The organism is Streptomyces sp. NPDC002788, from assembly GCF_053592115.1.
This window is the reverse complement of record NZ_JBSFVB010000022.1, coordinates 1-24227: the sequence shown is the minus strand read 5'-3', so window position 1 is coordinate 24227 and position 24227 is coordinate 1. Positions and strand designations below refer to the sequence as shown.

The following is a 24227-nucleotide window of genomic DNA, read 5'->3' as shown; positions in this document are numbered from 1 at the left end:
GACCCGGCGCCACACCGAACGTGGAGCTCCGCTTGAGGGCGACTGCAGAAAAGCGCCGGGGGGCACGGACGCGGCTAGCGTGCTCGTGACGCAGTTTTCTGGCCATCGAAAGGAACTGGACAGAGGACTCGACGAGCTCGACGAGCGGAGGACACCGTGAAGATTCAAATCCTGGGTCCGTTGAGTGCCGAGGTCAACGGGGGTTCGATCGTTCCGACGGCCGGGAAGCCGCGGCAGGTGCTGGCGCTTCTGGCGCTGTACCCGGGACGGGTCATGCCCGTGCCCACCCTCATGGAGGAGCTGTGGGGCACCACGCCCCCGGCGAGCGCGCTGACGACCCTGCAGACGTACATCCTGCAACTGCGCAGAAAACTCGGCACGGCGATGGGACCCGGCTCACCGGCGGGCGCCAAGGACGTGCTCGTCACCCGGCACGGCGGTTACCTGCTGCAGATCGACGGCGACTGCGTCGACGTCCACCAGTACGAGAAACTGGTGCGCGAGGGACGGACCGCCTTCGGGGCCGGTGACAACGAGGTCTCCGCCGCCCGCTTCCGTGCGGCCCTGGACCTGTGGAGCGGCGCCCCCCTGGTGGACGTGAAGGCCGGGCCGGTGCTCGACATCGAGGTCGTGCGGTTGCAGGAAAGCCGCCTGGTCACCGTCGAGCGGCGCATAGACGCCGATCTCCGGCTGGGCCGGCACACCGAACTCATCGCCGAGCTGGCCGACCTGACGGCACGTCACCCCCAGCACGAGGGGCTGCACTCGCAGGCCATGGTGGCCCTGTACCGGTCGGGCAGGCAGGCGTCCGCGCTGGAGGTCTACCGCCGGCTGCGGATGCGGCTCATCGACGAACTCGGTGTCGAGCCCTCTCCCCAGTTGCAGCGCATGCACCAGGCCATGCTGTCCGTCGACCCCCAGCTCGACGTCCTGGCGGGACCGCGCAACACCTCCACCTTCGACCTGTTCGCCGCCTGAGCGCACCCGTGGGCCAGGTGCGCAAGCCGGGGCGCCCGGCGGCCGGCGCACGGGAGGAGGCGGACCGATGACCCGAGGCCGCAGCCGGCCCGGGCCGGCCGTCGCAGCAGCACGTACGCCGGTGCTGGTGGCGGGGGAGGGCGAGACGGCGGTGCTGTTCGTCGCCGGACGGCCGGTGCGGCCCGCCATGGTGCGGGCCCTGTACGGGGCGTTCCCCGTCTTCCGCGCGCAGTTCGACACCGGGTGCCGGATGCTCGACGTGCGCCTGCCCCTGCCCTTGGCGGCGGCGGTCTTCGCGCCCGAGCGCGGCGCCGACGCCGGGCTGCTCGACCGCACGGACTTCGGCCGGGCCGCGCTGTTCGCCTACCAGGTGGCGCTGTACCGGACGTGGCAGGACTGGGGGATGCGCATCGGCGCGGTGGCGGGGGCCGGCTCCGGCGCGGTGGCCGCGGCGCACGTCGTGGGGGACCTGCGCCTGGAGAAGGCGGTCCGGCACATCCTGACGGACCGTCATGGTCGTTTTGACCGTCATCCGCCTCATGTCCCCACCCCTGGACGCGGCGACGCGGAGGGCCTGTCGGCGCTGCGCGCGGCCGGCTTCCGGCGGGTGCTGGCGTGCGGGCCGGGCCTGAGGGAGGACGCGGAGACGGCCGTCGCGGCCGGCGAGGTGCCGGCGCTGCTGGTTGCCATGGCGCATCTGCAGCTCTCCGGTCCGCGCATCGACTGGGAGGCGCTGTGGTGGGCCCGCCACCGCGCCGACGTGCACGCCGTGCTCCGGCGGGTGCTGGAAGCGGCCTGAGGGCGGGGGACGGCGCACGGGGACGCGGCCTTCTTACGGCATTGCGGCTGCGCGGCTGCACGGCCTTCCTGCGGCTGACTCGGCCGGTTTGCCTGACCTGGACTGACTGGGCTCACTGGACTGACTCGGCTGCGTCCGGCTGGCTCGGGCTGAGTCCGGCTGGCTCGGCTGGGTCCGGTTGGCTCGGGCCGACTCGGGCTGACGCGGCGGGGCGAGCAGGGCGGGTGGGGCGGACGGCGGTCAGCCGTCGAGTCGCCGGCGTACCGCGGTCGCGCATCTGCGCAGACGCACGCGAGAGAGGGTCACCAGGGCCGACCAGACGGCCAGTGACGACTCGGCGAGCGAGGGAGCGGCGGTGCTTCCCGCCCAGGCCACCGGAGAGGCCGCGCGACGGCGCAGCCCGTCCTCCCCGGCGATCCCGAGCAGGTCCTCATGGGGGCGGGACTTGAATGTCGTGGTCATGCGTCACCTCTTGGGCCATCCGATGTCGTCGTCGGACGGCACGTCCCGGTTCGGCCCCCGAGGTACGCATCCGCTCCTGGGGGCAGCACGCCGTGCAGGAACCGGACGCTTCATGGACGACTCCCGGGCGGGGACAGGACAGCGCGCAGGCGCTTCCGACGTATGGCGCTGGAAATCCTGACCGGATCCGCTAAAGAGCCGCTCGAGGAACACGTGAGAGCCGTGCCGACGCGGATGCGGCCGCTCCCGGAACGGCCGAAGCCCCCGTGACGGCCGGCGGCCGACGGGGGCGTATCGGTGGCGGGGTCCGGTTGCCCGGTGGGCCGGCGAAGACTCAGGCGATGTCGTCGGAGGTGGTCCCGGGGGCGACGGGCCAGCCGATGTCGTCCGTGGCGGCGGCGGTTCGGGGGGCGACGGGCCAGCCGATGTCGCCCTCGTCGGTGGTGGCGGTGGCGGTGGCGGTGGTCTTCGGGGGGACGGGCCAGCCGATGTCGTCCGTGGCGGTGGTCGTCCGGGGGGCGACGGGCCAGCCGATGTCGCCCTCGTCGGTGGTGGCGGTGGCGGTGGCGGTGGTCTTCGGGGCGACGGGCCAGCCGATGTCGCTCGCGGTGGCGATGCCGGCCGTGGAGAGCACGGTGGCGGCGATGGCGGCGGCGACGGTGGCGGCGGCGGCGATGCGCTTCATGGCTGGCTCCTCGGTGTCAATTTCTTGTTCGGTGCTTGGCAACCTCTTGCCAAGAAGATTGGCAAGGAAGTCTCGGGAATCGCTCGGAAATCGGTTGATGCACGCTCGAGCGGGGTGTCATAGGTACTTCTCGGTGCAGGGAAAGACCTCCTTTTTGCCAACAGGGATGGCCCCTGACCAGTGAGAACGCGAAGTCTTGGCAGGATGAGGAATGACTTGGCAACGCTAGGAAATCTCTGGGGGTCGCACCGAGGAACGCCTTTGCCGAACCCGGCGGGCGGTCCCCGGAACTAGAGCGCCGCTGGAGTCGGCATTGCCAACCTGTCCTGAATGCTGGCAACTTATTGCCAAGCAAGAGACAAAAAGTTGCCTACTGATCGGGGGAGGTCGGAAGTGAACGCGATGCCTCACGGTGACCGGGACCGAAGGGTCCACCTGGACACCGCCGGCCTGGGCCGGATGCCGGTCGCCGCCCGCGCGGAACTCACCGAGTGGACAAGGCAGGAGGACCGTCACGGCCCGCACGAGGTGGACGAGCACGTCCATCACGTCGTGCGCCGCGAACTCGACGCGCGCCTGTCGGCCTTGCTGGGTGCGCCGGCCGGCGACACCGTCGTGTCCACCGGCGCGGCGGACGCGTTCGCCACCCTGGTGTCGCGCCTCCCGCTCGGTCCCGGCGACCGGATCTGGACGACCCCCTACGAGGGCGTCGCCAACCTGACCGTCCTGACCGCCCTGCGCGACCGCGCCCGTTGCCGGCTGGAGGTCGTACCGCTGCGCCCGGACGGCGACGTGGACCTGGAGTGGATGGCGGCGCACATCGACGACGACGTCGCCCTGGTGTCGGTGGCACACGTCCCGGCGAGCTGCGGCATCGTCACCCCGGTGGAGGACATCGGCCGCGTCCTCGCCCCGTACCGGTGCCTCTACGCCGTCGACGCCTCGTACGCCGTCGGCCAGCTCCCCGTGGACGCGGGACGCATCGGCTGCCAGCTGCTCACCGGGGACGGCTGGCGGTTCCTGCGCGGCCCGGAGTCGGTCGGGTTCGCCTACGCGGCACCCGAGTTGCGGCAGGCACTGGCCCCGTACGGCACGGCACCCCTGGCTCCGCCGGAGGGCGCGCGCGTCGTCGCGCTGAACGCCGCCCTGGCCGGGCGGGGGGCGGCCGTTCCCACCGGGGACCTCGCCGCCGTACTGCGTGCCGCCGTGGAGGAGACGCCCGGCGCCGAGCTGATCACCCCCGGGCGGGTCCAGTCCGGCATCGTCACCTTCCGGCACGCCGACGTGCCCGCCGGGCCGTTGCGCCGGGAGCTCGCCGCCCGCGGAGTCACCGTGGGCAAGACGGTCGCGCAGGAGACCCCGCTGTACCTGCCCGGGCGCGGAGTCACCGCCGCCGTGCGCGTCTCCGTCCACCACGACAACTCCACGGAGGACGTCGCCCGGTTCGCTGAGGCGCTGCGGGAGGTCCTGGCCGGGCGGAGGCACCACACCGTGCCGTCGGCCGTCCGGGCGGCGGTGCCCGCCCCGGTGGCGGTGGCGGCGGGCGCCGGGGCGGTGCCGGCCCCGGTGGCGGCGGCCCCGCGCGCCGTGTCCGCCGCCGAGGAGGGCGCGGCTCCGGCGGTGCGCGTCCCGCGTCCGCGGCGGGGTACTACCGGGCGACGTCACCTGGCGCTGGTGTCCGGCCCCGCGCCGGACGGCACGGCCTGAAGCCTCGCGGGTGAGAGGCCGGGCCGACGGCCGGCCGTGCGCCGGACCGCCCGCTCGAGGAACGCACGAGAAACACGTGAGGTCCGCACGAGACCATGTCAGGGCGCCTGGCAAAACATTGCCCGGCTGTTGCCCGGCGCCCTACGCTCGTTGCGGCTTCGGACGGCTCCCCTTCTGCCTCGTGGCCACCCCCCACCCGCCTGCCCTCAGGGATTGGTCACATGCTGCAGCAGCCGGCTTTCGGCCGTCGACTCCGGAAACTGCGCCAGGCCCGCGGGCTGTCCCAGACCGCGCTGGCGGGTGACGGCATGTCCACCGGATACCTCTCCCGGCTGGAGTCAGGGGCTCGCCAGCCCACCGAACGGGCCGTCGCCTACCTCGCCGGACGGCTCGGCCTGGCCGCGGCGGACTTCGAGGAACCCGCGGGCGGTTCACTCGCCCACGCGCTCACCCTGGCCGCCTCCACCGGCTCCGACGCGGCGATGGAAACCCTCCGCGAGGCCCTCGCCGCAGAGGGGCACGAGACGCCGGTGCTGCGCTGGCAGGCCCTGTGGCACCTGGCCCGGCAGCGTCGGGTCCAGGGCGACCACACCGGCGAACGCGGGTACCTGGAGGAGCTGGTACGGCTCGGCGACCAGGTCGGCCTGACCGCACTGCGGGTGCGTGGGCTGACCCGGTACGCCCGTTGCCTGCGCTCGCTCGGCGAGATCACCGACGCCCGCGACGCCGCGACGACCGCCCACCGTCTCGCCCAGGAGGACGACCTGGAGGCGGACGACCGTGCCGCGGTGCTGCTCGCCCTGGTCTCCGTGGAGGCGGAGGCGGGCCGGATGCCCGACGCCCGGGCCCACGCGGACGAGCTGGTCGAGCTGGTCGCGGGCCGGTCGGACGCGCTGTGGGCCGAGGCGATGTGGACCGCGGCGGCGGTACTGGTCCGGCAGGGCGACCATGCCGCCGCGCAGGCCCGTTTGGAGGAGGCGCTGGAGAAGTTCGACAGCGGTGAGGACCTCGTGCTGTGGCTCAGGCTCAGGATCGCGACGGGCCGGCTGCACCTGCAGAAGCGGCCCCCGGACCCCGAGGCCGCCGAGCGGTGCGCCACGGCGGCCGAGTCGGCGCTCGTCTTCGTCGGGACGCCCGGCCTGCGCCAGGAGCTGACCGCGCTCAAGGCCGACCTCGCCTTCCTCACCGCCCGCTACGACGACGCCCGCGTCCTGCTCGGTGAACTCGCCCAGGCGCAGCCCATGATGACCTACCGGGACCGGATGCGGCTGGACATCCTGCGCCACCAGCTGCGCATCCGCTCCGGCGACGCCGGCGGCGTCCAGGGCCTGCGCGCCCTGGCCGAACAGGCCCAGGCCGACGCCAACATCGACCTCGCCGCGGACATCTGGCGCATCCTCGCCGAGTCCCTCGTCGAGGCCGGCGGGGAGCGGGGCACGGCCGCGTCCGGGGCCTGACGCCCGGTTGCCGGCGGGTCCTGCTCGGGGTGCGGTCCGTCGCCGGAGGAGTCACCGGGGCCGGCATCGAACCCGCCCTCGGCGGCCCGGACCGGTGGTTGCGCGGGCCCGGCGGACAGTCGTGGGCCTGACGCGGGTCGGGGCGCGCCGATCGTCGATGCGCGGGTGTCGCGTGCCGGGCGCCGTCCGGTCGACGGGGTCGCCGGGGGCCGGTGTGATGCGGGTGCCCTCCTCACGTCGTGCGGGAGCGCGGTGGTGGCGCATGGCCGGCGGCGGTTCGTGCGCGGGGGCCGGCGTCCCGTCCAGGTGCCGCGGGTCGCCCTCCGGCCGGTACGGGGCCGGGCGGGCCACGGGCGGCGCGCGGGCCGTGGCGGGGTCGTCCGGGCCGCGGCCGAGGAAGGGGCCGAGGACCGGGGGCGGTTGCCGGTGATGTTCATGGGGTCCCTCCGGGAGGTGACGCGTCGTCGGTCTGTGCGGGCGGGGGGCGATGGACGGGGAGGCGGGTTCGACCTCGGCGTGCGGCTAGAACAGGTCGTCGAAGTGGTCGTCCAGCGGGGCGTGGAGATGGTCGAGGCACGGGTCGTAGGCGTCCTCGCCGTGGGTCTCGTACCAGCCCTCGGGGACGGCGGCCGTCGCCGGCCACAGGGCGCGGTGACCGGTCGCGTCGGCGAGGACGACGAAGGTGGCGTGCTCGTCGGCGAACGGGTCGTCGCGGGCCGGACCGTCCAGCACCCGCAGACTGCCGTCCGCGTCGAGGCGGGCGGCCCGGCCGGTGCGCCACATACGGGCGGTGACGCCGCCCGTGCCGCCGAACGGGTCGGGCAGGAACCGTTCGCCGTCGGCCCCGGGCTCCCCGGTGTACCCCTGGGCCACGCCCGCTCCCGCGATGTACAGGGACCCGGTCTCTCCCGGGCCCACCGGACGCAGCAGGGGGTCGAGGAGGTAGGCCCGGTAGCCGGGGGCGGGCCGGGGCGGGGAGCCGGGCACCTGCTCGACGACCAGCCTGCCCTCGGCCCAGCCGCCGCTCACGCTCAGCCCGGCTCCCTCGGCCCGGGCGAGCGCCAGCAGCGCGCACAGCACGTCGTCTTCGCCGCCCAGCACCATCCGGGCTCCGCGGCGGCGCAGCCAGCCCAGCACCTCGTGCGGCACGTCCCGGGTGAGCGAGCCGTCCGGGACATGGACGCGCGCACCGCACACCAGGGCGCTCAGCAGCCCGATCGCCGCGTCCCCGTCCGGGTAGCCGCGCACCAGCCAGGCCGTGTCCGCCGGTGCGGCCCCGGCCGCCGCGGCGACGGCCTCGCCGCCCACCACGACCGTGCCGTCCTCGCCGGGCACCAGCAGCAGCGGATCGCCGGGGCACGGCGGCCGGAGCCGGTCGGCGTCCGTCACCGGCCAGTGTCCGGCCGGCGGCAGCGGGCCGGCGGCTTCCTCGCGGACCAGCCGGGCTGCCCCGGGCACGGCGGGCAGCAGCAGGTCCGCGGTCTCGTCGAGCAGCAGCACCGCCGGGTGCGGCGCCTCGGCGAGGACCAGTGTCGGATCGACGGGCAGCAGCGCGGCTCCCGTCTTCACCACGGCCAGCGCGGCCACCGCGAACCCGGCCGGCGAGGACAGGGCGGTGAGCACACAGGTGCCGGGACCGGCCCGGTGCGCCAGGAGCGCGTGGGCCAGCAGGTCGGAGCGGGCGTCGAGTTCGGCGTAGTCGAGGCCGGGCAGGGCGAGCGCCTCGGGCGCCCGCGCCACCTGCGCGGCGAACAGCGAGGCCACGTCCCCCTCGACGGGCGGCGCGTCCGCGTCCGCCCAGATTCCGGCGTCCGCCCAGATTCCTGCGTCCGCCTGGATTCCTGCGTCCGCCCGGGTCCCGGCGCCTGCCTGGATTTTTGCGTCCGCCCGGGTCCCGGCGCCTGCCTGGATTTTTGCGTCCGCCCGGGTCCCGGTGCCTGCCCGGATTTCCGTGCCCGGCAGGCTTCCCGTAGCCGGGCGCTCGGCGGTGACGGTGGGCGTGGGCGGCGCGGGCCGGGTCGCGCGGGTGCCCGGGCCGGCCGTGCTCGGCGGGAGGGCGTCCGGTCCCGTCCGCGCGGACGGGACCGCACCCTCCGGCAGCGGTGCCGGCAGACGGGTGTGGGGGCCGGCGTCCGGGCCGGCGGTGCGGCCCGCTGCCGCCGGGGTGTTGGCGCAGCCCGCCGCCTCGACGACGGGTGCCGCGTACACGCCGGTGAGCGGGCCCGCGGGAATCCGCTCGGGGTCGAGCAGGACGATGTCCAGGAGGTCGGGGCGCTCGCCCCAGGTGGGAACGGCGCGGTACCCGAGGCGCTCGGCAGCCCCGCACAGTGCCTCCGGTGCGGGGGCGGGCGCGTCCTGCGGAGCCAGGTCGATGCTCTCCAAGGGGTCGAAGAGGGACTGCATGGCCGCGTACTCGTCGTGCACCCGGCGGTTGGGCACGGCGGTCAGGCGCAGCACGGCGGGTCGCCGGGCGCGCAGGTGGCCGACGAGCCCGGCGGCGGTGGTGATCTCCTCGCCCCAGCGGGCGCGGGGCGCGGTGGTGAGGTCGGCGGCGGGTTCGGCGGTGGAGAGGACCGCGTCGTAGCGGTAGCGGGTCAGTTCGTTGTGCTGGACGCCGCGTTTGACGCGTACGTCGACCGCGCGCACCGCGGACAGATCCCGGGCGAGGGCGTCGAACAGGGCGGGCGAGAGCAGCAACTCGGTCTCCAGGGCGACCTCGCGGTCGATGCGGCGGCGCAGCGCCTCCCGGTCGCCCCGGGCAGCACCCGGCCGGGCCAGCGCGGTCCCGGTCCGGAAGCAGTGGGCGAGGTCCAGGTTGCGCAGGTCGCCGAGGAACAGCGAGCCGCCCGGCGCCAGCAGCGGCAGCAGGCGCTCGACGACGGTGCGCAGGTGGTCGAGGTCCGGGAAGTACTGGATCACCGAGTCGACGACGATCGTGTCGAAGTGCCCGGCGGGCAGCCCGTGGGTGTCCTCGGCACCGCGGCAGTCGAGCCGGACCTTCTCCCGCAGGACCGGGTCGGCCTCCACCCGCGCGGTGAGCGCGGCGACGGCGGCGGGGGAGAAGGCGGTGGCCCAGTACTCCCGGACCTCCTCGTCGCGGGCGAGGCGGGGCAGCAGCGTCCCGGTGCCGGCACCGATCTCCAGGACCCGGCGGCGCGGCAGCTCTCGGATCCGGCCGAGGGTGGCGTCCCGCCACTCCCGCAGGTGCGCCGGCGGGATCGGCAGGGCGTCGTAACTGCTGGGCCGGCCGGCCGGGCTGTCGCCCGGCGCGGTGGCGGGGGCGTCCTGCTGCTCGTTGAGGCCGGAGTTGAACATCAGCACCCGCTCCTTAGGACAGCGCCTTCCGGCTGGACCCGGCTGGCCCGGCTTGGCAAAACGTTGCCTGAAGGTTGGCAACGACGTCTCGAGGAGAGGTCTCGCAGCGGTCGAAGGGCAGTGGAACCGCAGGTTGGGCGGGCGGGACCGGTGCAGGGAGGGGGCGCCTCCGTTTGCCGGGGCCCGCGCGGCGTCCGGCCTCGGAGGGAGCCTTGAGGAGTATTTGAAGGATGCTCGATCCGAACCTCAGAAACTGCCCGCACCGAGTTCGGCTTCCTTGGAGGGACGCCGGGACACCCCCGGCGCCCCTCCAGGGACACGGACGGAAGCGGAGGCTGAGATCATGACCGTCGAGCTGGTGGGCACCGTCGAACGCACGCTCCAGAGCCGGACGTTCGCCGCCCTGTACGCGGAGGTGCAGGAGTTCTACGAGCACCAGATGCGGATCCTGGACGCGCACGACGCCGAGCGCTGGGCGCTCACCTTCACCGAGGACGCCGTCCTCGAACTTCCCACCCTCCCCGAGCCGGTGCGCGCCCTCGACGGGCTCGCCCGCTACGTACGGGCCGGCGCGGAACGGCAGCGGCGGGCCGGCGGCCGCCTCGACCACTGGGTCGGCATGCTCGACGTCCAGCCCCAGCCGGACGGATCGCTGCACACCCGCTGCTCGGCCCTGGTGTACGTCACGCCGGGCGGAGGAAGCCCCAAAGGGCTGCGCGTGTGCGTCATGGAGGACGTCCTGGTCCGCGCCGGAGGCGAGTGGCGCACCGCGCACCGCCGGGTGACCCGCGACGACCTGGCCTGAACCCTCGACCGAGAGCAGCCGGACGCACCAGACGCACAGGAGGCAGCCATGCCGGAGCCACGTCCGATCCCGGTACCGCACGCGCGCGGCGACGACGAGACGACCGCCTCCCGGGCCTGGGCCGAGGCGCTCGCGACGACCCACGGGGACACGGACGGCGCCCACCGTCCCCACCGCTTCCAGGGCGAGCTGGTGGCCGCCGCGCTGTCGGCGCACCGCACGCTGTCGCGGGAGTTCGGACGGAGCGTGCCGGTCACAGCCCTCGGGCCGGACGGCACCGCGCGAGGACTCGCCGCCTTCGTCGCCGTGTACGCCGTCCAGCAGGAGCAGCACGAGCGCAAGCTGAGGGAACAGCGGGAGCGGCGGCAGCAGGAGCCGTTGGTGCGGCGGGACCGGGAGAAGCGGGCGCGGCGGGACGACCGCGGTCTCGGAGAGGCGGCCTGACACGGGCGCCCGGGACGACGCGCCACCCACGCGGAGCGGGCCCCGGTGCTGCGACCGCAGCACCGGGGCCCGCTCACGACGTGCGCCTCAGGCGGCCGAGGACGCCTCCTCCACGGAGTGGGTACGGCCCAGCTCCCGCTCGGTGCGCCCCAGCACGATCGAGTCGGCGATCTCGCCGCTGCGTACCGCCATGTTCGACAGCAGGGCCGACGTCAGGCCGTGCGTGTGCTCGGTGCCGCCCTGGAGGTAGACGCCGCACGTCAGCCCCGACGAGGAGACGAGGCGGTAGTCGCGCTCCACCCGGTGCCGGCCCGCCGCGTCGCGCTCGAAGTGCGCGTCGAAGTCGTCGCCGAGCAGCCGGGCCGGGTCCACCCCGTCGTAGCCGGTGGCGAACACCAGCGCGTCCACGGCCAGGCCCTCCGTGCGGTCGTCGAGCAGCGAACGCAGCACCATCCGCGTGCCCTCGCCGGTGCTCTCGACCTCCACGACCCGGGTGAGGTTGCGGAAGTGCAGCCGCTGGGTGCCGCGCACCTGCTCGTCGTACGACCGCTGGTACAGCGCCCGGATGACGTCGGTGTCGACCACCGAGTAGTTGGTGTTGCGGTGGTAGCGCCAGAACGCGTCCCGGGCCCGGTCGGTGCCGTAGTAGTACTCGTCGACCGCGCCGGGGTCGAACACCTGGTTGGCGAAGGGGGTGTCGTCGGCGACGGAGTAGCCGTACGACGGGATGACCGCGGAGACCTGGGCGTGCGGCAGCGAGTCGTAGAAGAACCGGGTGATCTCGGCCGCGCTCTGGCCGGCGCCGACCACCGCCACGCTTTTCAGTTCCTGCGGGTCACGCGCGTTGAACTTGCTCAGGAACTGCGAGCTGTGCCACACCCGTTCGTCGGCCGTCACGCCCTCCGGCAGGCGCGGCACCAGTCCCGTGGAGATGACCACGTTGCGGGCGGTGACCACGCTGGTGGTGCCGTCGGCGCCGCGCACCTCGATCTCCAGGAGATCGGGCGTGAGGGCCCCGCCCCCGGTGCCGGGCCGGATCGAGGTGACCTCGGTGCCGTAGGTGACCCGGTCGCTCAGGCCGGCGGCCGCCCACTCCAGGTACTGGTGGAACTCCTGCCGGGTCGGGAAGAAGTCCTGGTTGTTCACGAACTGCACCAGCCGGTTCGAGGAGTGCAGGAAGGAGATGAAGCTGAACCGGGACATCGGGTTCCTGAAGGTCGCCAGGTCCTTCAGGAATGAGATCTGCATGGTCGTCGACGGCAGCAGCATGTTCCGGTGCCAGCCGAAGGTGGGCTGCCGCTCGAAGAAGTGATACCTGAGCGGATGCTGCGGAGCGCTCGCCTCGTGCTCCTCCAAGGCGATCGCGAGCGACATGTTGGACGGGCCGAACCCGATACCGATCACGTCGTAGATCTCTTGGTGGCGCCTACCCGTTATGCCCATGGAAAATTCTCCCGCTTACGTCTGGAAAACTCGACCGGTGGCCCGAGAGACCGTTCTGTGCTGTAGCTCCGAGGAGCATCTCAAAGGCAACTTGAAGACGACATGAAGACCATTCGAGAACTTCTCGAGGTGCGCGATATTCGAAAACGTTGTCCTGCCGACAGGACACCGGTATGGTCGGCGAAGATTCTCGACAACTCCGCTTGACGGGGCCGACGGCGTAAGTGTCCGGAGTAATGCGATCAGTCACACTCTGAGCCTGAGCCATGCCTTGAGTCAATTGCCGAGAGGGTGAACCCGGATGTTCGTGCCCAGCTTCTATCGCGAACCGGACAATTCGTGGATGGTGGATCTGGTCCGTGGTAATCCATTGGCGCTCGCCGTGTCCAATGGAAGCCCCGAGGACGGTCCTTTCGCCACGCATCTGCCGGTCATATTCGACCCCGAGAGGTCCGGCGACCGGCCCGGCGAGCTGCCGGGGGCCACGCTGCTCGGGCACATGAACCGGGCCAACCCGCACTGGTCGGCCCTGGAGACGGGCGGCCTCCTGCTGCTGACGTTCACCGGGCCGCACTCCTACGTGTCCCCCACGGCGTACGAGACGACTCCGGCCGCCCCCACCTGGAACTTCACCGCGGTGCACGCCCGGGGCGTGGTGGAGAAGATCGACTCCACGGAGGAGACGCTCGACGTGGTGCAGGCCACCGTGCGTGCCTACGAGGGGGACTTCGGCGACGGCTGGGACATGACCGAGTCGGTCGACTACTTCCGCAAGATCCTGCCCGCAGTGGGCGCCTTCCGGTTCACGGTGACCGGGGCCGAGGGCATGTTCAAGCTCAGCCAGGAGCAGCCGGCCGAGGTACGCGAGAGGGTACGGGAGTCGTTCGGGCAGAGCGCGTGCCGGCACAAGCGCGAGACCGCCGGGCTGATGAGCCGGCTGCCGTGACCTGCCCGGGGCCCCGGTGCCGGGAGTCTCGGCACCGAGGCCCCCGGCACCGACGGTTCACGCGCTGACGGCCACCGGCCGGACGGGGTCCCGTGCGTCCTCCAGGGCGCTCGCCGCCGCGCTGTCCAGCGTGGTCGTCACCCACTGCTCGAAGTCGACGCCCAGCTGCTCCGCCGCCTCGTGCCACCGTCGCAGACGGTGGCCGGGGACCTCCAGGCGGCCGCTCGGCTCGGTGAGGGTGCGCGGCCGGCGCTCGTCCTGGCGGGCGGCGCGCAGGGCGACGCGCAACTGCTTGGTGCTCCACCGCCCCTCCTCGGCGCGGTCGAGCCAGAGGTCCTGTTCCCCGGCCGGCATGGAGGCCAGCTCGGCGTGGTGCTGGAAGCTCAGGGCGGGGCGGCGCCGGGCGAGACCGAAGCGCCGCGCGACCCACGCGTAGTTGCGCAGGGTCTGGTACGAGAGGCCGGCGGCGCGGATCCCGCGCTGGTAGCGGTCGGTGTAGTGGTCCTTGCCGTAGACGAGCCAGTCGCCCAGCCACCAGGAGGACGAGTCGAGGACGCCGGCGAGCTGCTGTCCGGCCCGCTCCCACTCGTCGTACGCCATCCGGGCCGGCATCCGCAGGCCCACTCTCGTCGTCAGCACCTGGCCCCCATGGGGCTGGGTGTGAGTGTTCGCCGGGCCGCCGGGCGACCCGGCGGTCCGTCCGGCCTGACGCGTCATCATGCCTCCAGGGGAAGTGCGCTTCATCGGTGGGCCCTCTCGCCCGCTCTCGGCTCAGGCCGCCGCCGGCACCTCGCCGAGGGCCTCGTCCAGGGCCTTGCGGAAGCGGCCGAGGAACGCGTCCACCTCACGGTCCGACACGATCAGCGGCGGGGCGAGCCGGACGACGTCCGGCATCACCGCGTTCACCAGGAGCCCCCGGTCCTCGGCCGCCCGCTGCACGCGCGCCGCCGCGTCCCCGTCGAGCACGACGCCCAGCAGCAGCCCGGTGCCGCGCACTTCGCGCACCAGCGGGTGGCGCGGGTTCTCCAGGCCGTGCCGCAGCCGCTGCCCCGTCCGGGCCACGTGGTCCAGAAGGCCCGCCCGCTCGATGGTGTCCAGTACGGCGAGGGCCGCCGCGCACACCACGGGGTTCCCGCCGAAGGTGGAGCCGTGCGCGCCGGGCGTGAGGAGCTGTGCGGCGGGTCCGAAGGCGAGCGTCGCACCGATGGGCAGGCCCCCGCCCAGGCCCTTGGCGAGGGTGACGACGTCCGCCTCGACACCCTCGGCCTCGGCCGCGAACCAGCGGCCCGTGCGCCCGATGCCGGTCTGGATCTCGTCCAGGACGAGGAGGGTACCGGTCGCCGCGGTGATCTCGCGAGCGGCCCGCAGATAGCCGGGCGGGGGGACGACCACGCCGTTCTCCCCCTGCACGGGCTCCAGCACCAGCAGCGCGGTGTCCGGGGTGACGGCCTCACGCAGGGCCTCGGCGTCCCCGTACGGCACATGGGTGACGTCGCCCGGCAGCGGCTGGAAGGGGCGCTGCTTGGCGGGTTGGCCGGTGAGGGTCAGGGCGCCCATGGTGCGGCCGTGGAAGCCGCCGGACGCCGACACCATGTGCGTACGGCCGGTGAGGCGGCCGATCTTGAACGCCGCCTCGTTGGCCTCGGCCCCGGAGTTGGAGAAGTAGACCCGGCCGTCCGGGCGCCCGGCGAGCCCCAGCAGGCGTTCGGCGAGCCGCACGGTCGGTTCGGCCATGAACAGGTTCGAGACGTGGCCGAGCGAGGCGACCTGCTCGGAGACGGCCCGGACGACCGCGGGGTGCCCGTGGCCGAGCGAGTTGACCGCGATGCCGCCGACGAAGTCGAGGTACTCGGTGCCCTCCGCGTCCCAGACCCGGGCGCCCCGGCCCCGGACCAGGGGAAGCCGGGGGGTGCCGAAGTTGTCCATCATGACGCCCTGCCAGCGCCGGGCCAGCGCCGCGTTGCCCGCACCGGCACCGGCGAGGTCCGCGACGCTCCCGCCCGCGCCGGAGATGTCCCCGCCGCCGCTCATGCCGTCGCCCCCCGGACGCCGGCGTCGTCGTCCGGCACGACCACCGTGCCCGCCCCGTCGTCGGTGAACATCTGCAGCAGGATGGAGTGCCTGACCCGGCCGTCGATGACACGGGCGGAGCGCACGCCGTTGTTCACGGCGTGCAGGCAGCTCTCCATCTTGGGGATCATCCCGGAGGCCAACCGGGGCAGCAGTGCGGCCAGTTCGCCGGCGGTCAGGCGGGGGATCACCTCGTCGCTGTGCGGCCAGTTCCGGTACAGGCCCTCGACGTCGGTCAGGATCAGCAGCGTCTCGGCGCCGAGCGCGACGGCGAGGGCAGCGGCCGCGGTGTCGGCGTTGACGTTGAACACACCGCCCTCGGCGGCGTCCTTGTCGTCCTCGGGCCGGGCGATGGGGGAGACGACGGGGATGCGCCCGTTGTCGAGCAGGCCCTGCACGATCCCGGCGTCGACGTGGGCGATCTCGCCGACGCGGCCGATGTCGACGGGCGTGCCGTCCTTGTCCGCGTAGCGCCTGACGGCGGTCATCAGGCGGGCGTCCTCACCCGTGAGGCCCACCGCGTGCGGGCCGTGCGCGTTGAGCAGCCCGACCAGCTCGCGCTGCACCTGCCCGGCCAGGACCATGCGGACGACCTCCATGGTCTCGTCCGTGGTGACCCTGAGGCCGCTCTCGAACCGGGACTCCAGGCCCAGGCGCCCGAGCTGCGCGCTGATCTGCGGGCCGCCGCCGTGCACCACGACGGGGTTCAGACCCGCGTGCCGCAGATAGAGGATGTCCATGGCGAAGGCCGCCTTGAGGTCGTCGTCGACCATGGCGTTGCCGCCGAACTTGATGACGACCGTCTTGCCGTGGTGGCGCGCCACCCACGGCAGCGCCTCGATGAGGGCACGGGCCTTGGGCAGGTCCGCGTGCTCGCCGGAGCGGTCGCGGCCGGAGGGACGGGGGAGTGGCCGAGGAGACGGTGAAGTGCTCATGAGGAGTACTCGCTGTTCTCGTGGACGTAGTCGGCGGTCAGGTCGTTGGTCCAGACGACGGCGTGGTCCGCGCCCTCGGCGAGGTCCACGGTGATCCGGACCTCGCGCCCGGTCATGTCCACCAGCGCGCGGTCCTCGCCCACCGAGCCGTCCTTGCACACCCACACGTCGTTGATGGCGACGCTCAGCCGGTCGGGTGCGAACGCGGCTGAGGTGGTGCCGACGGCGGACAGCACACGGCCCCAGTTGGGGTCCTCGCCGTGGACGGCGCACTTGAGGAGGTTGTTGCGGGCGACGGAGCGGCCCACCTCGACGGCGTCGTCCTCGCTCGCGGCGCCCACGACCTCGACGCGGATCACCTTGGAGGCACCCTCGGCGTCCCCGACGAGCTGCCGGGCCAGGTCGGCGCAGACCGCGCGGACGGCCTCGGCGAACTCCCCGTACTCCGGGGACACGCCCGACGCGCCGGAGGCGAGCAGCAGCACGGTGTCGTTGGTGGACATGCAACCGTCGGAGTCGACCCGGTCGAAGGTGACCCGGGTGGCGGCGCGCAGGGCGCGGTCCAGCGCCAGGGCGTCGGCGTCGGCGTCGGTGGTGAGGACGACGAGCATGGTGGCCAGGCCCGGGGCGAGCATCCCGGCGCCCTTGGCCATACCGCCGACCGTCCAGCCGTCCTTCGTCACGGAGGCCGTCTTGTGCACCGTGTCCGTGGTCATGACGGCGCGCGCCGCGTCCTCCCCGCCGTCCACGGACAGCCGGCCGACGGCGTCCTCGACGCCGGCCAGCAGCCGGTCCATGGGCAGCGGCACCCCGATGAGCCCGGTGGAGCAGACCGCCACCTGCCCGGCGTCCAGGCCGAGCCGGCCGGCGGCCCGCTCGGCGGTGGCGCGGGTGTCCGCGAGGCCCTGCGGTCCGGTGCAGGCGTTGGCGCCGCCGGAGTTGAGCACGACCGCGCGGACCGAGCCGTACGCGAGGATCCGCCGGGACCACTGGACGGGGGCGGCCTGCACCCGGTTGGCGGTGAAGACGCCCGCCGCGGCACTGCTCGGCCCGTCGTTCACGACGAGCGCCAGGTCCCGGCTGCCGTTCTGCTTGATTCCCGCGGCGATGCCCGCCGCTTTGAAGCCTCGTGCTGCGGTGACGCTCACGGTGCGACTCCGATCGTGGAAAGCCCCAGTGACTCGGGCAGGCCGAGAGCGACGTTCATGCTCTGGACGGCGCCGCCCGCGGTGCCCTTGGTGAGGTTGTCGATGGCGCTGATCGCGACGATCCGGCCGGCCGCCGGGTCGAGGACCACCTGGACCTGCGCGGCGTTCGACCCGTACACGGCCCCGGTGGCGGGCCACTGCCCCACGGGCAGCAGCCGCACGAACGGCTCGTCGCCGTACGCCTTCTCGTACGCGGCCCGTACGTCGTCCGCGCCGGCCCCGGGCCGCGCGGCGGCCGAGCAGGTGGCGAGGATGCCGCGGGGCATGGGGGCCAGGGTGGGGGTGAAGGAGACGGCCACCGGGTGGCCCGCCGCGGCGCCGAGGTGCTGCTTCATCTCGGGCGTGTGCCGGTGGCCGCCGCCCACGCCGTAGGGCCGCATGGAGCCCATGACCTCGCTGCCGAGCAGGTCCGCCCGGGCCGCTTTGCCGGCGCCGGACGTGCCGGACGCCGCGACGACGACCGCCTCGGGTTCCGCCAGCCCGGCCGCGTACGCGGGGAAGAGGGCCAGCAGGGCCGCGGTCGGGTAGCAGCCCGGCACCGCGATGCGCCGGGAGCCCGCCAAGGCGGCGCGGGCGCTGGGCAGTTCGGGCAGGCCGTAGGGCCAGGTGCCCGCGTGCGGCGAGCCGTAGAACGCCTCCCAGTCGGCCGCGTCCGCGAGGCGGAAGTCCGCGCCGCAGTCGACGACGAGCGTCTCCTCGCCCAGTTGCTCCGCCACCGCGGCGGACTGCCCGTGCGGCAGGGCGAGGAAGACGACGTCGTGCCCCGCGAGGGCGTCGGCGGTGGTGGGCAGCACCTCCCGCCCGGCCAGCGGGGCCAGGTGCGGTTGCAGGGCGCCCAGCCGCTGTCCCGCGCTGGAGTGCCCGGTCAGGGCACCGATCTCTACTTCGGGGTGGGCCAGGAGCAGACGCAGGAGTTCGCCCCCCGCGTAGCCGCTCGCTCCTGCCACGGCCGCTCGCACTGTCATGAGTTTCTCCCCGTCGACGGACGCGTTGGTCGGTCCTCGCGGCCCGCTGCCTCAGCGTGAGCGGGCGGGTGCCTCGCAGAACTCGGCGTCCAGAATGGGCAGGATGGTCTCCGCTGCCCAGGTCCCGTTGTAGTTGAACGCGAGCTGGTGGCGACCGTCCTCGGTCATGGCGACCAGGGAGATCGACCCCATCGTTCCCCCGTCGTGGTACCAGAGGGTGGTGCCGCAGCCCATCGTGAGCCGTTCGATGCCGAGCCCGTAGGACGAGCCGGGGGCGTCGGGGTTGGCCACGGTCGACTTCATCTTCGCCAACTGCTGCGGCGGCAGCAGCTTGCCCTTCAGCAGCGCCGCGTAGAACCGGTTCAGGTCCCTCGTACTGGAGATGATGTCGCTGTCGCCCCAGAACTGTGACCCGTTGACCTCGGTGACGTCGTCGATCCGGTCCGGCTGTGCGAGGAAGAGCCTGGCGTGCTCGCGGCCGCTCGGCCGGGGCAGGCCGAAGTCCGTGCCGGGGTGGGACGTCGCCTCCAGCTTCAGGGGCACGACGATGCGCTCGCGCACCTCTTCCTCGTACGACCTGCCGCCCGCCTTCTCGACGATCAGCGCGGCCAGGATGTCGTTGGTGTGGGAGAACGAGTGCCTGGCGCCCGGCTCGAACTGCGGCGCGTGGGAGAACGCCACCCGCAGCCGGGCCCCGGGCGGCAGCGTGTCGTAGCGGTGCTGGAGGAAACCGTCGCCCAGCACGTACGTATCGAGGTACTGCGAGTCGTCGAAGTAGTTGGTCAGACCGCTGGTGTGGTTGAGGAGCTGGCGTACGGTGATCCGGCTGCCGTCGTTGCCGTTGCCGGTCACCAGACCGGGCAGATGACGCTCCACGGTGTCGTCCAGGCTGAGCTTCTTCTCCGCCTCCATCTGGAGCAGGACGACCGCCACGAACGTGTTGGTGATGCTGCCGACACGGAACCGGTCGTTCTCGCCGCGCGGGGCGCCCGTCGTCAGGTCGCCCACACCCGACGCCGACCTCCAGACCCCGTCCGCGTCCCGCGCTTCGGCGGTGACGCCGGGGACACCTGCGGCGACGGCCGCGTCCATCGCACGCTGCGTCGTTCGGTGGCCGGCCGCCGCGGCGGGGGTGTCCTGCGCCGCCCGAGCGGGATGCGTGAGGACGGTGGCCGTGAGGGCGGCCACCGCCAGCGCGACCAAGCCCGCGCTGGGTCTCTTCCGTGTCGTTGTCCGCATCGTCGTTCCCCGTTCCAGAAGACTCGTCCGTAGGTGGCGGATGCCGTACTCGTGCCGTACTCGTGTGCCGGGAGGCACGGAGGGTTCAGGAGGAGCGCGTCGCGGTCACCGCGTCGAGTGCCGTGGTCGCGTCCCGTTCGATCCGCCGCAGCAGCGGCCGGGGATCGTCCTGGAAGTAGAAGTGACCGCCGTCGAAGACCCGCAGGCCCAGGAAGCGCTCGCTGTGCTCTTCCCAGCCCGCCATCCGCGGCGGTGAGGCGTGGCGGTCATCGGCGCCCGCGTAGGCGGACAGCGCCACGGGCAGCGGACCGGTACGGGGGGCGGGACGCCAGGTCTCCACCAGACGCAGGTCGTTGCGGATGACCGGCTCGAACAGGGTCCACAGCCCGGGGTCGTCGAAGACGCTGTCGGGCGTGCCGCCGAGCGCCTTCAGACGTTCCCGCAGCTCGGCCTCGGGCAGCGAGTGGTACCGCCTCCCCGGCACCGCGAGCTGCGGTGCGGTGCGGGCCGAGACACCGACCCACACCGGCCGGGGCAGGCCCCGGTCGACGGCCCGCCGGGTGATCTCGTACGCCAGGAGGGCGCCCATGCTGTGCCCGAACAGGGCATAGGGGCAAGTGAGTTCGGGCTCGATGTGGCGCAGCAGGAAGTCGGCCAGGCGGCCGGCGTCCGCGATCCGCGGCTGGTCGAGGAGGAAGCCGTGACCCGGGGCGTCGAGCAGTCGCACGTCCCACGTGTCCGGCAGCCCGGCCGGCCACCGGCGGTACAGCACGTGCGAGCCCCCCGCGTGGTGCAGGACGAACAGGCGCAAGGCAGGTGGTGTGCTGTCCATCGCTCCCCCTCGGATCGGGCTGCGCACGTTCGCACCATAGAACGGCCGTGGCCGAAACGGAGCGGGCACCAGGGGGACTCAGGCGCCGGTGTGGGAACCCTCTAGCGATCCTCGGGCGGCGCGCCGACGACGTGGGAACGGTACTCCCCGTACCCGTACGACTACGCGTTCGGAGGCCGCCGGACGCCCCCGGAGCGGCGGGCGGGCCCCCGGCCGGAGGCCCGCCGATCACCGCCCGGCGTCTCGAGCGGAACTCGACCGGATCTGAGCGGGGCCGTGGCTACAGTGGTCGGCGAGTCGGCCACCGGCAACGTGGGGCAGCCAAGCCCGTACGACGACCGCGCCCGGTCCCAGGAACGCGGGCGGCCGATCTCCCGTGTGTACGTCGAGAGCCGGCGGCCCCGGCCCGAGGCCGGGCCGGCGGGCCCGGCGTTCTCCCATCCCGAGACACCCCGTGACGGTTAAGGACGGTGCCAGTTGAGCACGAACCCCTTCGATGACGAGGACGGCCGCTTCCACGTCGTGGTCAACGACGAGGAGCAGCACTCCCTGTGGCCGGCGTTCGCCGAGGTGCCCGCGGGCTGGCGGGTGGTCTTCGGCGAGGCGGCCAGGGCCGAGTGCCTGGAGTACGTCGAGCGGAACTGGACGGACCTGCGCCCCAAGAGCCTGCGAGAGGCCATGGCGGCGGGCTGAACGACGCACGGACTCACGTCGAGTCGATGCGGCGGATCCCGCCCGCGCCGTCCCGGTCCCGCGGCTGCCCGCCGGGCGAGCGGACCCGACCGGGACGGCGCGGTACGGGCGTACGAACCGAGAGAACCTGGTGGAAGGCGCCGCGGCCCGCGACGCCCGCGACCGGCTTCGCGGGCCCGCACACCCATGTCCCGCCGGCGCTCACGCAGTACATGCCGCCCGGGTGTCCGGCCGAGTGACCGGCCGGAACCCAGGAAGACGCTCTGAGTTGGGAGATGAAGGTTGTGACGGGGGCTGTGAGAACGGCGAGCAGGTACAAGGCGAGGCCGGTGGACACCAGCGGTGAGCCGGCGCAGCGCGACGTGGTCCTGTCCTTCGTGGGCACGCAGGCCAAGGTGCAGAAGTCGGGGATGGTCTTCCCGCAGAACCTGCCCGAGCGGTCCTGGGAGCAGATCGGGGCCAACCTGCGCGACCTCGTGAACTCCTCGGCGTGGTGGCTCGCCGACTGGTTGCTCTTCGGTGAGGCCACCTACGGCTGGCGGCGGTACAAGGAGGCCATCGAGCGCACCGGCCTCGACTACCAGACCCTGCGCAACTACGCGTGGGTGGCCCGGCGGTTCGAGCACGACCGCAGGCGGGACGGCCTCAGCTTCGCCCACCACGCGGAGGTGGCCCGGCTGTCGCCGCCGGAGCAGGACTACTGGCTGCGCAAGGCCGAACAGCTGAAGTGGTCGCGCAACGAGCTGCGCAGGGAGCTCCGCGCCAGCCTGGCCGCGCAGAGCGGCGACACCGCCGAGATCCCCGCGGGCGGCGACGGCGAGGAGCGGGCGGTGTCCCGTCCGGCCGAGCCGGAGGCCGCCGACAAGGGCCGGCAGAAGCTCACCACGCTCACCATCGAGCTCTCCGCCGACCAACTGGAGCACTACTCGAATGCGGCCGCCGCGCACGGTCTGCCCGTCGGCGAATGGGTGACCCACGTGCTCGCGACCGCCGACCGCCACACCGCCGACAGCGGCACCGCTTAGGGGCCCTTGCACTGTGCCCGCCCGGGTCGCGCGGCGGCCTGGCACCGCGCCTCGCCGTGTTGCCGAAACGCCCAGGCAGCTCCGCTGCCAGGGCACTTAGGCGCCTTGCGATGCACGGCACCGGACCACGCGACCTGATCGGACGCTCATAGTGCAAAAACTCCTTAACGGGCCCGTCGCGTCGTTCGTGCCGGCCGGCCCCTGATCCCGTGGCGCCCCGGCGACTCGTCCGACCGGACCTCTCTCACATCGGAGCCAGTTGATGATCCTTCAGGGAAAGCGGGTCGCCCTGCCCCCGGCGCCCGTCGTCCACAGGCAGTTCGAGGCCAACGCGGCGGCCACCCCCGACGCCGTGGCCGTCGTCCGGGCCGGCCGGCAGATGACGTACGCCGAGCTGGACGCGCGGGCGAACCGGTTCGCGCACTTCCTCGCCGCGCGCGGACACGGCCGGGGAGCGAAGGTCGGCGTCTGTCTCGACTACTCGGCGGACATGCTCGTCGCCATCCTCGGCACGCTGAAGGCCGGTGCGGCGTACGTGCCGTTCGACCCGGCCTATCCGGCGGCCCGGCTCCAGCTGCTGCTGGGCCAGGTGCCCTCCCTCGCCCTGATCGTGGCCTCCCCCGAGACGCGGGGGATGGTCGACTCGGCGGGCGTCGACGTCGTCGACCTGGAGCAGCTCACCGACCACCTCGCGCAGCTCCCGGCGACTGCCCCCGACGTCCACGTCACCGGCGACGACGTGTGCTACGCGGTCTTCACGTCCGGTTCGACCGGAACGCCGAAGCTGACCGCGGTGCGGCACGAGGGCTGGTTCAACCTGATGAACTGGCTGAAGCTCGAGTACGGCCTGCACAGCGGCTCGCACAACCTGGTCGTCAGTGCCTTCGGATTCGACCTGTCCCAGCGTGCCCTGATGACCCCGCTGTTCTGCGGCGCCACCCAGTACTTCATGGCGTCCCGGAACTTCGACGCCATGATGGCCTACCGCATCCTCACCCAGCACGAGATACGCGTCGTGCACTGCGCCTCCAGCACCCTGTACCTGCTGGTGGACTGGGAGACCGCGCGGGGCGGCGACGCGCTCACCCGGCTCGACTACGTGCTCTTCGGCGGCGAGCCGCTGAAGACGCAGCGGCTCGCGAACTGGGCGCGGCGCGAGGGCAACACCTGCACCCTCCTGCACCAGTACGGCGTCGCCGAGTGCACGGACGTCGCGACCTCCTACGACCTCGCCGGGTACTGGCGCGGCGGACACGACATCGCCCCGGTCGGCAGGCCGGCCTACAACACCGACATCCACCTCCTCGACGAGGAGCTGCGCGGCGTCGGCGCGGGCGAGTACGGCGAGGTCTGCATCTCCGGGGCGAGCGTCGGCGCGGGCTACCTGGGCGGAGCGGGCCCCGAGAACGCGAAGTTCGCGACGATCGAGGTCGACGGCGCGCCGCTGAGGGTGTACCGCACGGGCGACCGCGGCCGGGTCGACGAGGCCGGCAACCTCGTCGTCGCCGGCCGGATGGACGCGCAGGTGAAGGTGCGGGGCATGCGCATCGACCCCGCCGACATCGAGCGCGCGCTCGGCCGGCTGGCCGGCATCCGGGAGGCGGCCGTGGTCGTCGCGCCCAACGACGCCGGCGAGGCCGAGCTGACCGCGTTCATCGTTCCGACCCGGGACGAGCTCACCGAGGACGACGTGCGCATCCGTCTCCTGCAAGCCCTGCCGCGCAACATGGTCCCGGCCAGGATCGTGAACGTCCTGCGGCTTCCGCTGAGCCCGCACGGGAAGGTCGACCGCGCGGCGCTGGTCGACTCGCTCAAAAGGCAGTACGCGCTGAGCGGCACGACGCGATAGCCGACGCGACAGCCGACAAGAATCTGTCGGCGAACCAGAGAGGACAATGATGATTGCCGACAGCGTGCGCGCCATTTGGTGCCGGGAGCTGAAAGTCGACGACATATCGGCCGACGACGATTTCTTCACCCTGGGCGGCCAGTCCGTGATCATGTTCAGAATTCAGGGCGCGTTCATCGAGGAGTTGGGCGTCGAGGTCCCGATGGACCAGATGTTCCTCAACCCGACGGTGGCGTCGATCTCCGCGTACATCGAGTCGTTGGACCCGGTGGCCCCGTAGCGTCGGGCGCACGGGCAAGGCCCTCAAGTGGGCCGTGTCCGCACTCCTGATCGCCGCCCTGGGCCTCGGCAGCTGGCAGCTGGCGGACGC

Annotated in this window: 22 protein-coding genes; 11 read left to right on the top strand and 11 right to left on the bottom strand. The window is 73.1% G+C overall.

Going from position 1 to position 24227, the window contains the following annotated elements:
* The first annotated feature begins 156 nt into the window (after positions 1 to 156).
* A complete protein-coding gene (locus ACWD1U_RS32155) occupies positions 157 to 978 on the top strand; it encodes an AfsR/SARP family transcriptional regulator (RefSeq protein WP_451112887.1) in 822 nt (273 codons plus the stop codon).
* 67 nt (positions 979 to 1045) lie between these two features.
* Positions 1046 to 1777 carry an acyltransferase domain-containing protein gene (locus ACWD1U_RS32150; protein ID WP_451112886.1) on the top strand — a complete coding sequence of 244 codons (732 nt, stop codon included), beginning with the start codon at positions 1046 to 1048 and terminating at the stop codon, positions 1775 to 1777.
* Positions 1778 to 2017: 240 nt separating this feature from the next.
* Here ACWD1U_RS32150 and ACWD1U_RS32145 read toward each other — a convergent pair whose 3' ends face one another.
* A complete protein-coding gene (locus ACWD1U_RS32145; RefSeq protein ID WP_451112885.1) occupies positions 2018 to 2239 on the bottom strand; it encodes a hypothetical protein in 222 nt (73 codons plus the stop codon).
* A gap of 334 nt (positions 2240 to 2573) precedes the next feature.
* Entirely contained in the window at positions 2574 to 2924 is a 351-nt protein-coding gene (locus ACWD1U_RS32140) for a hypothetical protein (protein WP_451112884.1), read from the bottom strand.
* 402 nt (positions 2925 to 3326) lie between these two features.
* Between ACWD1U_RS32140 and ACWD1U_RS32135 the strand changes: the two genes are divergently transcribed.
* Positions 3327 to 4631 (top strand): aminotransferase class V-fold PLP-dependent enzyme, encoded by a 1305-nt coding sequence (locus tag ACWD1U_RS32135; protein ID WP_451112957.1) that lies wholly within the window; start codon positions 3327 to 3329, stop codon positions 4629 to 4631.
* A gap of 221 nt (positions 4632 to 4852) precedes the next feature.
* Positions 4853 to 6088 carry a helix-turn-helix domain-containing protein gene (locus ACWD1U_RS32130; protein ID WP_451112883.1) on the top strand — a complete coding sequence of 412 codons (1236 nt, stop codon included), beginning with the start codon at positions 4853 to 4855 and terminating at the stop codon, positions 6086 to 6088.
* A gap of 522 nt (positions 6089 to 6610) precedes the next feature.
* On the opposite strand, the gene ACWD1U_RS32125 is transcribed toward ACWD1U_RS32130, so the two are convergent.
* Complete coding sequence (locus ACWD1U_RS32125; RefSeq protein WP_451112882.1) at positions 6611 to 9403, bottom strand: AMP-binding protein; 2793 nt, start codon at positions 9401 to 9403, stop codon at positions 6611 to 6613.
* 343 nt (positions 9404 to 9746) lie between these two features.
* Here ACWD1U_RS32125 and ACWD1U_RS32120 point away from each other — a divergent pair, with 343 nt between their 5' ends.
* Positions 9747 to 10208 carry a nuclear transport factor 2 family protein gene (locus tag ACWD1U_RS32120; protein ID WP_451112881.1) on the top strand — a complete coding sequence of 154 codons (462 nt, stop codon included), beginning with the start codon at positions 9747 to 9749 and terminating at the stop codon, positions 10206 to 10208.
* A gap of 48 nt (positions 10209 to 10256) precedes the next feature.
* On the top strand, positions 10257 to 10652 hold the full coding sequence (locus tag ACWD1U_RS32115; RefSeq protein ID WP_451112880.1) for a hypothetical protein: 396 nt from the start codon (positions 10257 to 10259) through the stop codon (positions 10650 to 10652).
* Positions 10653 to 10739: 87 nt separating this feature from the next.
* On the opposite strand, the gene ACWD1U_RS32110 is transcribed toward ACWD1U_RS32115, so the two are convergent.
* Positions 10740 to 12095, bottom strand: a complete 1356-nt coding sequence (locus tag ACWD1U_RS32110; RefSeq protein WP_451112879.1) for a lysine N(6)-hydroxylase/L-ornithine N(5)-oxygenase family protein — start codon at positions 12093 to 12095, stop codon at positions 10740 to 10742.
* Between the two features lie 301 nt (positions 12096 to 12396).
* Here ACWD1U_RS32110 and ACWD1U_RS32105 point away from each other — a divergent pair, with 301 nt between their 5' ends.
* A complete protein-coding gene (locus ACWD1U_RS32105; RefSeq protein ID WP_451112878.1) occupies positions 12397 to 13041 on the top strand; it encodes an FMN-binding negative transcriptional regulator in 645 nt (214 codons plus the stop codon).
* Positions 13042 to 13098: 57 nt separating this feature from the next.
* Here the strand turns inward: ACWD1U_RS32105 and ACWD1U_RS32100 are convergent, their stop codons facing one another.
* From ACWD1U_RS32100 to ACWD1U_RS32070, 7 genes are all read right to left on the bottom strand, one after another.
* Positions 13099 to 13761 carry an LmbU family transcriptional regulator gene (locus ACWD1U_RS32100; protein ID WP_451112877.1) on the bottom strand — a complete coding sequence of 221 codons (663 nt, stop codon included), beginning with the start codon at positions 13759 to 13761 and terminating at the stop codon, positions 13099 to 13101.
* A gap of 51 nt (positions 13762 to 13812) precedes the next feature.
* Positions 13813 to 15072 (bottom strand): acetylornithine transaminase, encoded by a 1260-nt coding sequence (locus ACWD1U_RS32095; RefSeq protein WP_451112876.1) that lies wholly within the window; start codon positions 15070 to 15072, stop codon positions 13813 to 13815.
* Positions 15069 to 16046 (bottom strand): acetylglutamate kinase, encoded by a 978-nt coding sequence (gene argB / locus ACWD1U_RS32090; RefSeq protein ID WP_451112875.1) that lies wholly within the window; start codon positions 16044 to 16046, stop codon positions 15069 to 15071. The genes ACWD1U_RS32095 and argB overlap by 4 nt, the downstream gene beginning before the upstream one ends.
* The gene (gene argJ, locus ACWD1U_RS32085; RefSeq protein ID WP_451112874.1) at positions 16043 to 17194 is read right to left on the bottom strand and encodes a bifunctional glutamate N-acetyltransferase/amino-acid acetyltransferase ArgJ; all 1152 of its coding nucleotides are present in this window, start codon (positions 17192 to 17194) and stop codon (positions 16043 to 16045) included. The genes argB and argJ overlap by 4 nt, the downstream gene beginning before the upstream one ends.
* Positions 17191 to 18219: an N-acetyl-gamma-glutamyl-phosphate reductase gene (gene argC / locus ACWD1U_RS32080; RefSeq protein ID WP_451112873.1), complete on the bottom strand. Its 1029-nt coding sequence runs from the start codon at positions 18217 to 18219 to the stop codon at positions 17191 to 17193. The genes argJ and argC overlap by 4 nt, the downstream gene beginning before the upstream one ends.
* Before the next feature lie 51 nt (positions 18220 to 18270).
* Positions 18271 to 19458, bottom strand: coding sequence for a serine hydrolase domain-containing protein (locus tag ACWD1U_RS32075; RefSeq protein ID WP_451112872.1), 1188 nt, complete (start codon positions 19456 to 19458; stop codon positions 18271 to 18273).
* An 85-nt stretch (positions 19459 to 19543) separates the two neighbouring features.
* On the bottom strand, positions 19544 to 20290 hold the full coding sequence (locus tag ACWD1U_RS32070; protein ID WP_451112871.1) for a thioesterase II family protein: 747 nt from the start codon (positions 20288 to 20290) through the stop codon (positions 19544 to 19546).
* Between the two features lie 477 nt (positions 20291 to 20767).
* On the opposite strand from ACWD1U_RS32070, the gene ACWD1U_RS32065 reads away from it, so the two are divergent.
* The 4 genes from ACWD1U_RS32065 to ACWD1U_RS32050 all read left to right on the top strand — a co-directional run bounded on the left by ACWD1U_RS32065 (position 20768) and on the right by ACWD1U_RS32050 (position 24137).
* On the top strand, positions 20768 to 20983 hold the full coding sequence (locus tag ACWD1U_RS32065) for an MbtH family protein (protein ID WP_381672870.1): 216 nt from the start codon (positions 20768 to 20770) through the stop codon (positions 20981 to 20983).
* Positions 20984 to 21312: 329 nt separating this feature from the next.
* A complete protein-coding gene (locus ACWD1U_RS32060; protein WP_451112870.1) occupies positions 21313 to 22008 on the top strand; it encodes an LmbU family transcriptional regulator in 696 nt (231 codons plus the stop codon).
* A gap of 262 nt (positions 22009 to 22270) precedes the next feature.
* Positions 22271 to 23857 (top strand): amino acid adenylation domain-containing protein, encoded by a 1587-nt coding sequence (locus tag ACWD1U_RS32055; protein ID WP_451112869.1) that lies wholly within the window; start codon positions 22271 to 22273, stop codon positions 23855 to 23857.
* Between the two features lie 46 nt (positions 23858 to 23903).
* Positions 23904 to 24137 (top strand): phosphopantetheine-binding protein, encoded by a 234-nt coding sequence (locus ACWD1U_RS32050; RefSeq protein ID WP_451112868.1) that lies wholly within the window; start codon positions 23904 to 23906, stop codon positions 24135 to 24137.
* Positions 24138 to 24227: the final 90 nt, after the last annotated feature.

Bases quoted from the DNA above. Each gene is read 5' to 3' on its own strand.
- ACWD1U_RS32110 (WP_451112879.1), bottom strand. From the start codon at position 12,095: ATGGGCATAACGGGTAGGCGCCACCAAGAGATCTACGACGTGATCGGT.
- ACWD1U_RS32095 (WP_451112876.1), bottom strand. From the start codon at position 15,072: ATGAGCGGCGGCGGGGACATCTCCGGCGCGGGCGGGAGCGTCGCGGAC.
- ACWD1U_RS32115 (WP_451112880.1), top strand. From the start codon at position 10,257: ATGCCGGAGCCACGTCCGATCCCGGTACCGCACGCGCGCGGCGACGAC.
- ACWD1U_RS32145 (WP_451112885.1), bottom strand. From the start codon at position 2,239: ATGACCACGACATTCAAGTCCCGCCCCCATGAGGACCTGCTCGGGATC.
- ACWD1U_RS32100 (WP_451112877.1), bottom strand. From the start codon at position 13,761: ATGATGACGCGTCAGGCCGGACGGACCGCCGGGTCGCCCGGCGGCCCG.
- argB (WP_451112875.1), bottom strand. From the start codon at position 16,046: ATGAGCACTTCACCGTCTCCTCGGCCACTCCCCCGTCCCTCCGGCCGC.
- ACWD1U_RS32140 (WP_451112884.1), bottom strand. From the start codon at position 2,924: ATGAAGCGCATCGCCGCCGCCGCCACCGTCGCCGCCGCCATCGCCGCC.
- ACWD1U_RS32070 (WP_451112871.1), bottom strand. From the start codon at position 20,290: ATGGACAGCACACCACCTGCCTTGCGCCTGTTCGTCCTGCACCACGCG.
- ACWD1U_RS32130 (WP_451112883.1), top strand. From the start codon at position 4,853: ATGCTGCAGCAGCCGGCTTTCGGCCGTCGACTCCGGAAACTGCGCCAG.
- ACWD1U_RS32075 (WP_451112872.1), bottom strand. From the start codon at position 19,458: ATGCGGACAACGACACGGAAGAGACCCAGCGCGGGCTTGGTCGCGCTG.
- ACWD1U_RS32125 (WP_451112882.1), bottom strand. From the start codon at position 9,403: ATGTTCAACTCCGGCCTCAACGAGCAGCAGGACGCCCCCGCCACCGCG.
- ACWD1U_RS32050 (WP_451112868.1), top strand. From the start codon at position 23,904: ATGATGATTGCCGACAGCGTGCGCGCCATTTGGTGCCGGGAGCTGAAA.
- ACWD1U_RS32105 (WP_451112878.1), top strand. From the start codon at position 12,397: ATGTTCGTGCCCAGCTTCTATCGCGAACCGGACAATTCGTGGATGGTG.
- argC (WP_451112873.1), bottom strand. From the start codon at position 18,219: ATGACAGTGCGAGCGGCCGTGGCAGGAGCGAGCGGCTACGCGGGGGGC.
- ACWD1U_RS32150 (WP_451112886.1), top strand. From the start codon at position 1,046: ATGACCCGAGGCCGCAGCCGGCCCGGGCCGGCCGTCGCAGCAGCACGT.
- ACWD1U_RS32055 (WP_451112869.1), top strand. From the start codon at position 22,271: ATGATCCTTCAGGGAAAGCGGGTCGCCCTGCCCCCGGCGCCCGTCGTC.
- ACWD1U_RS32120 (WP_451112881.1), top strand. From the start codon at position 9,747: ATGACCGTCGAGCTGGTGGGCACCGTCGAACGCACGCTCCAGAGCCGG.
- ACWD1U_RS32135 (WP_451112957.1), top strand. From the start codon at position 3,327: ATGCCTCACGGTGACCGGGACCGAAGGGTCCACCTGGACACCGCCGGC.